General features: G+C 40.4%; 14 protein-coding genes and 1 tRNA gene. 8 read left to right on the top strand and 7 right to left on the bottom strand.

The features are described 5' to 3' along the window. Positions 1-3 precede the first annotated feature (3 nt). Positions 4-3,327, top strand: a complete 3,324-nt coding sequence (locus BMX50_RS01955) for a hypothetical protein (protein WP_091206906.1) — start codon at positions 4-6, stop codon at positions 3,325-3,327. A 76-nt stretch (positions 3,328-3,403) separates the two neighbouring features. Here BMX50_RS01955 and BMX50_RS34390 read toward each other — a convergent pair whose 3' ends face one another. Beyond that, entirely contained in the window at positions 3,404-3,571 is a 168-nt protein-coding gene (locus tag BMX50_RS34390) for a hypothetical protein (RefSeq protein ID WP_167667782.1), read from the bottom strand. A gap of 123 nt (positions 3,572-3,694) precedes the next feature. Here BMX50_RS34390 and BMX50_RS01960 point away from each other — a divergent pair, with 123 nt between their 5' ends. The 5 genes from BMX50_RS01960 to BMX50_RS01980 all read left to right on the top strand — a co-directional run bounded on the left by BMX50_RS01960 (position 3,695) and on the right by BMX50_RS01980 (position 6,025). Then, positions 3,695-3,928, top strand: a complete 234-nt coding sequence (locus tag BMX50_RS01960; RefSeq protein ID WP_091206908.1) for a hypothetical protein — start codon at positions 3,695-3,697, stop codon at positions 3,926-3,928. A gap of 65 nt (positions 3,929-3,993) precedes the next feature. After that, a complete protein-coding gene (locus BMX50_RS01965) occupies positions 3,994-4,920 on the top strand; it encodes a hypothetical protein (RefSeq protein ID WP_091206910.1) in 927 nt (308 codons plus the stop codon). A 67-nt stretch (positions 4,921-4,987) separates the two neighbouring features. Then, positions 4,988-5,215 carry a hypothetical protein gene (locus tag BMX50_RS01970; protein WP_091206913.1) on the top strand — a complete coding sequence of 76 codons (228 nt, stop codon included), beginning with the start codon at positions 4,988-4,990 and terminating at the stop codon, positions 5,213-5,215. Positions 5,216-5,286: 71 nt separating this feature from the next. Beyond that, positions 5,287-5,586: a hypothetical protein gene (locus tag BMX50_RS01975; protein ID WP_091206916.1), complete on the top strand. Its 300-nt coding sequence runs from the start codon at positions 5,287-5,289 to the stop codon at positions 5,584-5,586. A gap of 193 nt (positions 5,587-5,779) precedes the next feature. Continuing rightward, positions 5,780-6,025: a hypothetical protein gene (locus tag BMX50_RS01980; RefSeq protein ID WP_091206920.1), complete on the top strand. Its 246-nt coding sequence runs from the start codon at positions 5,780-5,782 to the stop codon at positions 6,023-6,025. A gap of 12 nt (positions 6,026-6,037) precedes the next feature. Here BMX50_RS01980 and BMX50_RS34395 read toward each other — a convergent pair whose 3' ends face one another. Next, positions 6,038-7,231, bottom strand: a complete 1,194-nt coding sequence (locus BMX50_RS34395) for a site-specific integrase (protein ID WP_167667783.1) — start codon at positions 7,229-7,231, stop codon at positions 6,038-6,040. Positions 7,232-7,395: 164 nt separating this feature from the next. Continuing rightward, positions 7,396-7,468 (bottom strand) — tRNA-Lys (locus BMX50_RS01990). Between the two features lie 264 nt (positions 7,469-7,732). Here BMX50_RS01990 and BMX50_RS01995 point away from each other — a divergent pair. Further along, positions 7,733-7,912 (top strand): hypothetical protein, encoded by a 180-nt coding sequence (locus tag BMX50_RS01995; protein WP_091206926.1) that lies wholly within the window; start codon positions 7,733-7,735, stop codon positions 7,910-7,912. Between the two features lie 64 nt (positions 7,913-7,976). Here the strand turns inward: BMX50_RS01995 and BMX50_RS02000 are convergent, their stop codons facing one another. The 3 genes from BMX50_RS02000 to pyrE all read right to left on the bottom strand — a co-directional run bounded on the left by BMX50_RS02000 (position 7,977) and on the right by pyrE (position 11,131). Continuing rightward, positions 7,977-9,605 (bottom strand): ABC-F family ATP-binding cassette domain-containing protein, encoded by a 1,629-nt coding sequence (locus BMX50_RS02000; protein ID WP_091206929.1) that lies wholly within the window; start codon positions 9,603-9,605, stop codon positions 7,977-7,979. Positions 9,606-9,980: 375 nt separating this feature from the next. Next, positions 9,981-10,376, bottom strand: coding sequence for an orotate phosphoribosyltransferase (locus BMX50_RS02005; RefSeq protein WP_091206932.1), 396 nt, complete (start codon positions 10,374-10,376; stop codon positions 9,981-9,983). 95 nt (positions 10,377-10,471) lie between these two features. Beyond that, the gene (gene pyrE / locus BMX50_RS02010; RefSeq protein ID WP_091206948.1) at positions 10,472-11,131 is read right to left on the bottom strand and encodes an orotate phosphoribosyltransferase; all 660 of its coding nucleotides are present in this window, start codon (positions 11,129-11,131) and stop codon (positions 10,472-10,474) included. Here pyrE and BMX50_RS02015 point away from each other — a divergent pair. Next, positions 11,130-11,768, top strand: coding sequence for an NUDIX hydrolase (locus tag BMX50_RS02015; RefSeq protein ID WP_091206951.1), 639 nt, complete (start codon positions 11,130-11,132; stop codon positions 11,766-11,768). The two genes, pyrE and BMX50_RS02015, sit on opposite strands and share 2 nt — an antisense overlap. Here BMX50_RS02015 and coaD read toward each other — a convergent pair. Continuing rightward, positions 11,737-12,198 (bottom strand): pantetheine-phosphate adenylyltransferase, encoded by a 462-nt coding sequence (gene coaD / locus BMX50_RS02020; RefSeq protein WP_091206955.1) that lies wholly within the window; start codon positions 12,196-12,198, stop codon positions 11,737-11,739. The genes BMX50_RS02015 and coaD overlap by 32 nt on opposite strands. Between the last annotated feature and the right edge of the window lie 50 nt (positions 12,199-12,248).

A 12,248-nucleotide genomic window follows, 5' to 3' on the forward strand; every position in this document is an offset into this window, starting at 1 on the left:
AAAATGGCAGATCAAACCGAAAACGCGATAATAAACCTTGTCATTAATGGTGAACAAGCGAAAGCTACATATAAGGAATTGAACAAAGCCAGGGCTGATCAGTTGAAGCTTGTACAGGGCTTGAAAGAAACCGACCCTATCTACCAAAGGGAATTAGCTAATTTGCGGACAATAACCGAGGCGCAACGTGCACGAAGGGAGGAACTCAACCAAACAATAACATCCCAGCAGCTACTGGCTGGCGCCACCGATGAGGCCAATAATAAACAAAAGAGCTTTTTCGCCGATTTCAAAGAAGGTTTCAAAAACATCGGCGAAATGGCCGGCGAAATTACTGCCGGCACCTTAATCTATAAAGGCGTTTCTGCGGCTATTGGCTTTGTAAAGGACGTGTGGAATGGTAGCGAGGCTGCTTTTGTCGAGGCAGAAAAAACGCAGGCGCAGTTAGCTGCCGCGCTGGCATCTACCGGCGGTGCTGCCGGCATTTCGATGGATGCCCTCCAAAAAATGCAGCAGGTAGAGATGGATAAAACCGGCGTTGATGACGACGTAATTGCCAAAGCCGAAGAAATGCTGCTCACCTTTACTAATGTAGGGGGTAAGATATATGAAAAGGCGCTGCCGGCAATCTTAGACTATACATCGGCCATGAATGGGGGTACCGTAAGCATGGAAGGTGTTCAAACGGCCAGTATCGCAGTAGGCAAAGCGCTGAACGACCCTATTAACGGCCTCACCTCGTTGCGAAAGGTTGGTGTAACCTTTAACGATCAGCAAAAAGAACAAATAAAGCTGATGCAGGAAAGTGGCGACATCGCGGGCGCGCAGACCATTATTTTAAAAGAGCTTGAAAAAGAGTTCGGCGGTACCGCAGAAGCTATCCGTAACACATCCAGTGGCGCGCTTGATGCATTTAACACCGATTTAGGCAACTTGCAGGAACGTATCGGCAGCCTGATCGTATCTTTTAAAGGTGCGATAGCTTCCATATTCGACCCTTTGGTTAAAAAACTGGGGGATGCGCGCAGCGAGGCTGAACAATTAACAGATGAGTTTAAAAAGCAATCGGAGGCGGTTGATTCGCTTCAAAAAAACACCACACCTTTAATTGAGCGCTACGATCAGTTAAAGCAAAAAGGCAAACTGAATAAGGATGAACAAAAAGAAACCAAGGATATCCTGAACCAAATAGCCGATGTTATCCCATCGGCAGTTACTAAGTGGGATCAATACGGAAACGCGCTTGAAATTAATACCAAAAAAGCCCGTGATTTTGTCGGCGTGCAAAAAGCCCTGCTTGAGTACACCAATAAAGACGCGATATCTGCTTTGGTAAAAGAGCGCAACGAGATCACCTTTCAGCGTAACGCATTGATTCAGGCCCTAAATAAGGGGACTACTACCGAATACCAGGGCGGGGGTACCGTTGGTACTGGCACCTCGGTAACCAGGCAATTAACGCCCGATGAAATAAGGAAGATCCGGGCAGATTTGCAGGGCCTTGTCACCGATACAAAAAAAATAGATGATACCATAAAAGGCCTCAATGGTTCGTTTATGGACGATCTTAACAAAAAAACAACCGCTACTACCGGCAACATCAAAGCGCTTGGCGAAATGACGGTAGGCGAGTTGAATGACCGCATCAAATCGTTAAACGCCTCTCTGCAAAATACCGTGATAGGCTCAGAAGCTTATAAGAAGATCATTAAGGATATTAATGATACGGAAAAGCTTTTGCAAGTTGCCAAAAACGACAAAAAACAAGGTTCGGGTGCCATAAGCGAACGTGAGCAAACTGTAAAAGATTTGGCTGCATTGGCTGCCGAATATAAACAGTTTGATATTGCCGAAATAGCCTCGACAAAAGCCAAAAACGATAAAGAGCTTGACCTGCTTGATAATAAATACCAACAGGAAATAGATAAACAAGTAAAGGCAACACAGAAAAAAAACCTTACTAAGGCCGAAAGCGACGCGTTGGATGAGCGGATAGCCAAATTAAAAACCGATAAGGAAACTGCGCGAAACCAGCTGATTATTAAGCAGCAACAGGATTTAAATGACAAAATAGCTGCATACAATAACAAACTTTCGGATCAGCTTTTAACACAGTACGATAAAGAGCGTGATGATATCAATGCGAAGTATGATGCTATGCTGGCTGATGCCGGTAGCAACGCAAATCGGATAGCTACAATTGAAAAAGGCAGGGCTGAAGCTTTGGCTAATGCTAAAATCAATGAAGAAAAGCGCTTCCAGGAAGAGAAAAAGAAAATTGAAGCTGATGGCCTGGTTACATCTGCCGATAGCGACGAACAAGAACGGGCAAGAATTAATAAAAAATATGATGATGAGATAGCCGCCCTTAAAAGCAAGTTTAGCGAGGAAGAGCAAGCAACAAAAGATTTTAAAGATGCGATTGCTGCCATTAATAAACAACGTGATGATGAAGAGGCTAAACAAGCCGAAAAAGAGGCAATAAAAAAGCGTAAAGCGAACAATGAAATGGTGCTTTCGGGCGCTAAAACCACAGCTAACGCCCTTTTTGAAATAACCAACCGCAACAGGCAGGCAGATACTGAAGCGCATATCCGAAATCTCGAAAATCAAAAAAATCAGGAGTTAAGCAATAAAAACTTAACCGAGCAGCAACGTGCCGCCATTGAAGATAAATACGCTAAACAGGAAGCCGAGGTAAAGCGTAAACAATGGGAAGCCGAAAAACAAGCGGCCATTGTACAGGCCATAATAAACGGTGCGTTGGCAATGACAAAGGTTGCAGCCCAAACAGGAATTCTTAGTTTTGCCTTTAGCCCCTTAATTGCGCTTGAAACCGCTGCGCAAATAGCGGTAATTGCTTCACAGAAAGCACCAGAGTTTGAAGATGGCGGCATTCTGCCAGATGGCCCCAGCCATAGCAATGGCGGTATCAACCTGGTAGGCCCGTACGGCCAAATTTATGGACAGATAGAGGGCGGTGAGCCGGTATTAAGCAAAAAAACCTATGCCAATAACAAAGGTATTATTGATGCCTTGCTTAACAGTGGCGGCGCACCTTTAAACTATGACCGAGTGGCAACGGCTATAACAGACCGGGAGCGGCGCACATCGCCTGGCTTAAGTAGTCCATCTACAGCAAGGCAATCAACCGCTACTGCAGTGGCCACAAGCCCCGGTATAACGCCTGAGCATATTGATATGATGCTCGATGAATTGAAGAAAACCCGAGAGGCGATACAGGATCAGCAGGTTATTTTTAATGACCGCGCCTATGAAATTTATAAGGCAAAGAAATTAGCTATCAGGGATCAGGCTAACGCGTGATAGGCTTTTCAGTTGCCACGCTTAGGTTGGCAACTGGTTGCTGAATAGCAAATGGTTGCTGAACAAAAAAGCCAGCTTATTTAGCTGGCTTTTTCTTTTCTAACGATTCAAGGCCTTCCTTGAGAACCAAAACGTAAATCTCTTCCAACTTCAATTTTTGGCCCTCATCTTCTTTGTCCAGCTGGATGCGTTTTATAGCCCGGTGCACATCATCCGGTAACTGTTTAAGTGTAATTGCTGTCATGATGTTTTATTTACAACAAAAGAAGTAAAAAAATCTTTTAAAATAAAATTTGTTTTATAAATTTTCTATGTTTATAATTGTAGTATATTATAGTAATTACTACATTAAACAATATTTAGCAACATGGAAAATCAGGAATTAGAGCTACTTAAAAAGAAACAAGAATTGATTTCTACCTACTATGATAAAATCAATGTTTGGAAAAAAGACAGGTCCGGCATCAATACAAAAATTAAAAAGGCAGAAGCCAGGTTTGCTGAATTGGTACGGGTAGAGGCAGGTGCTGAGCAACTTGAACTCTTTGGCGACTTAGACCAATATATCAATGAAAATCCAGGCTTAGAAATTCCAGAGTAGCAAATTTAAAAACGCTCCTTATTGCTCAAATCTGTATTGATATTTGAGCAATAAGGCCTTTGAATATGAATGTAGAGAAATCCAATTTGGAAAACATAAAGGAAATGTTTTTGGATAGCGAAAACGATTATCCTTTTCTTTCATCTTTTGTGTATCGTTTTTTAGGGTATTCAAGGCATAGCAATTTTAAACGTGATATGAATAAACCTATCTTCTATAAAAATCTTTTATTCACTGATGACACAACATTAAAAGTGAATAAAAGAGCGGGAGAGGTTTTTTATTTAGATCGCGTTATTTTTTATCGGCTTGCCATAAAAAAATATCCACACTTAAGTGAGCTCAGTGAGTTTTACGCCAGTTATAAATTGCGGTTTTATAAAAGTAAAATATTTAATTTTTCGACGTACAAAGAGCGCAAGATTAGATTTTTTACATGGTTTTCCCGCTTTCGGACTAACCCTAAGTATCAATTATACGTCCATAACCTTAATACTATGTCGTTTGCGGTGGCTATTGATTATGATGTGTTTGATACTTATAAAGCTTATTGGACTGGTTTTTCAAACGCCGGGCGTGCCGAGTTTTCAGAAAATTACACTTTTGGCATTAAATATCCCTATGTTGTTTTTGATAGTCTTGAACATCGTGTACGCTGCCAGTATTTAAAGTTTATGCAGTATTGTTACGATACTTTGCCATTAACAGACCTGCAAAAAGCATTTTATAAGATTTACTATGAACTTGTAGAAGAATTGATTGAAAGGCAGAAGGAAATCGACATTAAAGCAGGGGCACTTAAAATTACAGCTGACACAGATCCTGAACTGGCAGCCAAAATGAAAACACTATATCGGAAAGCGGCTTCATTGTGCCATCCTGATAAAGGAGGCGATCAGGAGGTTTTCAAAAAATTAAATAATGCTAACGAGAAAGGAGATTTTATTACAATCGAAAAAATTCATAATAGCTTAACAAAGAAGAAAAAATAAAAGCCCCGGAAGTTTCGACGCTGCCCGGGGCCTAATGAACCATTAACCAACAAAGATTAAAAAGATCATGAGCGAATATAACGAAAAAGAGGCGCAAAACGCGCGCGAGATACTTGAAATGGATTTGAAAAGCCTTTTAAGCGATGAAAACGGCCCCAACACTATAGTTGATACCTTATTGGATTTGCTGGAGCATAGCAAAATTGAGCCAATGCCTGCACAATCGGCCGCTATATTCAGGCTGATAAGGTTTTTAAACTATGCGCAGCATGTACAACTGCTAACCTGCCATTAACGTGAGCCCTCCGGGGCTTTTTTTATGCATCTTTATTTTATTTTACTAATTTTGTTAGTAAATTGGGTGATATGAGCGATGATAAAAAGTACACTTTCCGTAAAATGTATTTTCAAGTAGAAAACGATAGAGTGATACAGGATAACGTTGGGGCAACCAATGTTTACCAGCGAAAGGAAGATGCCATTAAAACATGGCGCGATTATACCCGGTTAACACCTTACTACTGGGAGAAAGGCAAGCCACAAATAAAACGCGAAGTTGTTGGCTTTTACCTGGTACACGAAAGCCTTTTTGAGGAAATACTAAAGAGGTATACCAAACAGGTTATTGATGCTTCGGAAGAGGGCGGCATTAACCACTCACAGTAATATTAAATCCATAATTATTGCTTAAAAAACACTATTATTTTCGCGGCAATCTTCTATATTTTCACGAAGGTTATATGTACCATACCATTAAAAATACATGTGAAAACATTTATCATTTTAAGAAATTTGATTTAGATTTAAATCCCCTGATTGATAGCTAATTATTTTTTTGACCCCCAAAACACCTTTCACAATGATTGAACAATGCTCAAATTGCAATCAAAAACCGCCAATGGTTACCGGTTTACTTGAAGTTTATCGCCATGCAGATCCTATTCACATGATGGAATTGCTCAACCAACTCACACTTAATTCGGATCACCTGACAGACCGGGACAAAGTAGAGATTGGCCAGCTGCACCACTTACTCGCCGAAATAGCCCGACAGCGGGACAATGACCTTACCGAAACCGTTCAATTACTTAAAATCCCCGCTTAGGGGATTTTTTATTTACAGGTTATTAAAGTTAGCCATCAGCACATCTTTGCGCTTTTCGCTCATTTTTACGTAAATCATGGTAGTGGCAATATCTGAGTGCCCCATTAACTCTTTAAGGGTGGCAACATCGCCGCCCATTTCAATAAACAGCGTTCCGAATGTATCGCGGCTAACGTGGAAGGTTAGGTTTTTGGTGATATTGGCTTTCTCCTGGATGAGTTTAAGTTTTTCGTTGCATGTGGGATCTGCTATTTCCTTAAACAATACTCCTTTCCTGCCCTCTACCAGTTTCAGAGCATAATCGGGGATCAGCATATTAATTTCTTTGCCATACCTTACAGCGCCTTTTAAAAGGCTCATTTTAAGCCGCCCGTTTTTGATCATGTTGCGGTGCAATTGGTGTGTATCGCTAATCCTGATGCCGGTATAGCAGCTAAACAAAAACTTGCGCAGCGTTTCCTGGCAAAGTTCATCCAATTCGCCGCTATCAAAAAGCTTTTTCAGCGCCTGTAATTCATGCTTTTCAAGCGATTCGCGATGTCCATCTTCATATTTAAATTTATAGCGCTCATAAGGATTTTGAATATCGAAACCGTCATCCTTAGCCTTTATAATATAAGTCCTGAACCGCGTATGCGTAGTACAAGCCGAATTATGACTTAATGCCGGCACTTTTTTAGTGCGCATCCAGGTGTTAAACTTCACAACAAAATCAAAATTGATATCGCCCAGCAAAAGCACCTCATTGCCGCCCAAAAACTCAACTAAGCGATTATAGCTGGTAGTATGGTTTTTAGCCGTGGTGTCTTTTATAACGCCCTCGTTTTCCCAGTTATCCTGAGTTTGTTTCCAATAGGCCAAAAAGTTTTCCCGGTTATCGTAGTTTTCAAACTCGCGGGTAAACAAGCTTGTAGTAAGTGGCTTTTCGGCAGAAAAATAGCGCATAATGATCCGGTTAGCACGGCTTTTTGCTTCCGTTAAGATCATATTAACCCTGTCGGCATCCGTATCCCTGGCACTTCGTTTAGTGACACGCTCGGCAGCGGGATCAAAAAAAGCCTCCGGCCAGCTTTCCTTTAAATTGAACTCGCGTTTTACCCGGTCGATGATTACCCGCAAAAACAACCCTCGGGTATCATCAGACAATACCCTGTGGTGTAAAACCACCTTTGTAGAGATACTTTGTTTAAATTCCTTAGTAGTCATAATTGGTGAGACATTATTGCTTGCTGGTGAAACATGGTGAAATATCGGAGAAACAAAAATCAATAAACCCGCTTTTAGAGGCTGTTTTTGCCCGATAGGTAGATAGTTGGTGAAACAAAAAACAGCCTTAATGATATATTCAAGGCTGTTTTTTGTTTTTTGAGTGACCCCGGAGAGATTCGAACTCTCGACCCAATGATTAAGAGTCATTTGCTCTACCAGCTGAGCTACGGAGTCTTATACCTGATTTTGGTAGGGCTGCAAATATGCAAATTATTTTCTTTTAAGCTGTTAAAAATACCTTTTGTTAACAATTATTTTAATTAACGGATTGTAAAATCATTTAGGATTGGTAGTAAACTTTTGTGAATTTACTCGGTATTTTTATGAATACCGGCCTTGCTAAATAGATTTAGTAGTAGTTTCATAACAAAATATCGATTTTCTTATTGGAATTTCAACAAAAGCTACTTAAATTGTAAAACTTAACATCTACTCCTTATGAAAAAAAGAAAATTACTCAAAATTAACAAGCTGCAGTATGAAAGCGTTGTTAAAGACTTTATCTCCCAAAATGGTTTAAATGTTCAATATTCTTATACTAAAGATCATTTTTATCTGTATAGTGACGAGTCGACAATCAATCAACTCGAAACGCAGGCTATTGGCATAAACTTATAATAAATTTAAAATAAAAAGGTCCAGCAGTGTAATACTACCGGACCTTTTGAATATTTAATCTTTATTATACAGCAGCGTATAAGTCTTCCTGCTGTTTTTGCACCACGGCGCTGTTGATATATTCATCGTAAGTCATCAATTTGTCTATATAGCCGCCCGGTGTTAACTCAACAATACGGTTAGCTACTGTTTCAACCAATTCATGATCTCGCGAGGTAAACAGTATCGTGCCGCGGAAGTCTTTCATGCCATTGTTAAGTGCGGTAATAGATTCCAGATCGAGGTGGTTGGTAGGCTCATCAAACATTAAAAGGTTGGCTTGCTGCAGCATCATACGGCTAAACATGCAACGCATTTTTTCGCCTCCCGAAAGCACGCTGCACTTTTTCATAACCTCTTCGCCCGAAAACAACATCCTACCCAGGAATCCACGGATAAACTGATCGTCTTTTTCACCAGGTGAATACTCACGCAGCCAGTCGATCAGGTTATCGTTTTTACCATCAAAGTATTCGCTACTATCGTTAGGGATATCGGCAGCATTAATGGTTACGCCCCATTTGAACGTGCCGGTAAAATCTTTATCACGGCCGGTTAAAATATTGTAGAAGGCAGTGGTTGCCAAACTGTTTTGCGACAGGATGGAAATCTTATCGCCTTTATTTACTGTGAAAGTGATATTGTTGAACAATACTTCACCATTAAGCGTTTTGCCCAGGTTTTCAACGGTCAGGATCTGGTCACCGGCTTCACGGCCCAAATTGTTGAATATAATACCTGGATATTTACGGTTTGATGGTTGGATCTCATCCAGATTGATTTTATCCAAAGCTTTTTTACGGCTGGTTGCCTGCTTTGATTTTGAGGCGTTGGCACTAAACCTGCGAATGAACTCCTGAAGTTCTTTAACTTTATCTTCGGCCTTTTTATTTTGCTCTGCACGTTGTTTCAGGGCCAGCTGGCTCGATTCATACCAGAAGGTATAGTTACCGGTATAAATGGTCATCTTTCCAAAATCGATATCTACTACGTGGGTACATACAGTATCAAGGAAGTGCCTGTCGTGCGATACTACCAGTACGATAGCCTCATATGAAGCAAGAAAATCTTCCAGCCAGCTAATGGTATGGATGTCCAAATCGTTGGTAGGCTCATCCAGTAACAGGATATCAGGTTTGCCAAAAAGCGCCTGAGCTAATAACACGCGTACTTTTTGCGTATTATCAAGGTCTTTTACCAGCTGATAGTGAAATTCCTCTTTGATACCAAGATTGCTCAATAGGGTGGCGGCATTACTTTCAGCATTCCAGCCGTCCATTTCAGCGAAAAGGTTTTCCAATTCACCTGCACGTTCGCCGTCTGCATCGCTAAAATCTTCTTTCAGATAAATAGCATCCTTTTCCTTCATGATAGCATACATTTCCTTATGGCCCATCATTACGGTTTCAAGAACTGTAAATTCGTCAAAAGCGTAGTGGTTTTGGCTTAAAACAGCCATACGCTCGCCGGGAGTAAAACTCACCGAACCACTGGTTGGGTCAATATCGCCCGAAAGAATTTTCAGGAATGTAGATTTACCGGCACCATTGGCGCCAATAATACCGTAGCAGTTGCCTTGTGTAAATTTCAGGTTAACGTCTTCAAACAAAGTACGCTTACCGTAACGTAAAGAAAGATTGGATACCGTGATCATGCTGCACCTCTAATTTGGCGCAAAAGTACGTTAAAATCTTCATTTTAACGATATCAGGTCCCGATATTATAAATGGGGAATTTTTTTGAGCAGCAATTTTCCCCACAATTTATTTCGTGGGCATACAATTACACAAAAATGATAATTGATGATAAACTAAAAGTGCGTTTAACGCGTTTTAAAGGAACATTTTACCAGTTATAGCATAATGGTACAGCCTTTGACTAACAAGTAATATAACAATTATTAAAAATATTTAACAATGGTCATGGGAGCTTTAATTATAGGTTTAATTATCATCAATGTGGTAATAGCCATCAACAATACACACAAACGCAAAGTATATTAATAAACTTTGCTGCAATGCTGCAGGAGTTAGCTTAAAACATTAAGCAAACTCTGTGTTTCATGGTCGGCCAATTTTTGGAGCGGACCAGATGCCAGCATTTTCATCATCATGCTAAGTTCTGCATTGATGGTGAATAAAATATCAGTATGGTCGTTATTGAAAGATAACGACCATTTTAGTTCAAGATCAAAGGGAGGCTTCTCGGCAGGGATAATCCTTATGAGCTCATTCGCAATACGCTCATCAATTTTCAAAGCAAGTTTGGCCATATTCTGAATGCTGAAGCGTGCTTCATCCCTCGTAGATGTCCACTCCTGGATATTATCGGGCATTAGCTGCTTATGATTATTGAAATCGGCCAAAAAGTTGTAAACCTCTGTTAAAGGTTTGTTAATGCTTATAGAACTGGTAAATGTATTCATGAACAGATATGAGATATTAGACGTGAGATTTGTGACAAATTATACGTTTGGTGAAAAATCAGCGTAATCATATAAATCAAAAAAACTCTGAGGTATTAACTTGCAGCCATTTCGCCCCAGGTTGATGGGTTTTCGCGCCATTGTTTGAGCAGGTTTACATCTTTTTCATTAATGAATTGATGCTCTTCGGCGTATTTTATAAGGGCGTTATAGTTTGACAGGGTTACATAAGGGCAATTTGCCTGTTTGAAATTTTCATCGGCAATGTCAAAGCCATATGTAAATATAGCAGCAAGGCCGGCAACGTCATAGCCTGCAGCACGTAAAGCTTCAACAGCTTGCAGGCTGCTTTTTCCGGTTGAAAGCAGATCTTCAATTACTACAACGCGTTTGCCTGAGGTAGTAGGGGCATCACCCTCAATCATGCTGCCGGTTCCATGTTCTTTAGGTTTTGAACGCACATAAATAAAAGGAAGACCTAACTCCTGTGCTACTAATGCACCTTGCGGAATGCCTGCAGTAGCTACACCCGCAATACAGCCAACCGAACCGAATTTGTCCTGAATAGCTGCAACTAATTGCTGCCTGATGTAGGTACGGATGGTTGGATGAGAAAGGGTAACGCGGTTATCGCAGTAAATTGGAGATTTCCAGCCCGATGCCCATGTAAAAGGATTATTGGGTTGTAATTTAATTGCTTTAATTTGCAGCAGGAATTCGGCTACTTGTTGTTCGATCTCATTATTAGTAAACATGGCTCAAAAATACAGAATTTATATTAACGAAAAGGTTATCCTGCTCACAGAATCTGAACCAAAGCATGCAGATAATTTTGAAAGGCTTGATGCAGAGACATTTGACCTTAAAATTATATATACCTGGATCCTCGCTAACCCCAACAAATTGTTCTATATAAAAACAGCCAATGCTAAGGTGTATTTTAAAGCTGTTAAGAAAAACATTACACTAATTGAAGCGGCAGGCGGCCTGGTTATGAACACTAAGGGGCAATATTTATTCATTTATCGTAATGATAAATGGGATTTACCCAAGGGCAAAATAGAAAAAGACGAAAAGGTAAAAGAAGCCGCAGTACGTGAGGTAGAGGAGGAGTGCGGCATAAAAGTAAGCGAGCTGGGCGAAAAAATTTGTAAAACCTACCATGTTTATGTGAACCGTGGCGAGGTTGTACTTAAAAAAACACATTGGTTTGCAATGAAAAGCAAAGGCAAGGACAAATTAAAACCTCAAAAAGAAGAAGGTATTACTGATGTGCGCTGGTTTGAGCACCACCATATTGAACCGATAATTGAAAATACTTTTCCATCCATAATGGATGTGCTGCACGAACAAAAGCTTGTTACAAATAAGGTAATGCCTCTTTCGGAATAAATTGGCTTACATCACCATTATAGCGGATAATTTCACGTACAATGGTTGAGCTTATGGACGAATAGCCCGGCTTGCTTACAATAAATATGCTTTCAATATCGGGTGCCAGCGAATGGTTCATCTGGGCTATGGCTTTTTCGTATTCAAAGTCAGATACTGTACGGATCCCCCGGATCATGTAAGCCGCACCGATGCTTTTACAAAAATCTACAGTAAGACCTTCGTAGGCAATTACATGGATCCGTTCATCATGCTCAAAAACAGACCTGATCATTTGTTCACGCTGTTCAATTGTTAATAGCCCTTTCTTGCTGCTGTTTACGCCAATACCTATATAAAATTTATCAAACAGCTCAACAGATCGCTTTACGATATCAACATGCGCTTTAGTAATGGGATCAAATGAACCTGGAAACAGGGCTATCTTCATGCAGTAAAATTAGTGAATAGTTAATTGGGTTATTAGTGAAAGATTATTTT

This window comes from Mucilaginibacter gossypiicola (assembly GCF_900110105.1).
Taxonomy (GTDB): Bacteria; Bacteroidota; Bacteroidia; order Sphingobacteriales; family Sphingobacteriaceae; genus Mucilaginibacter; species Mucilaginibacter gossypiicola.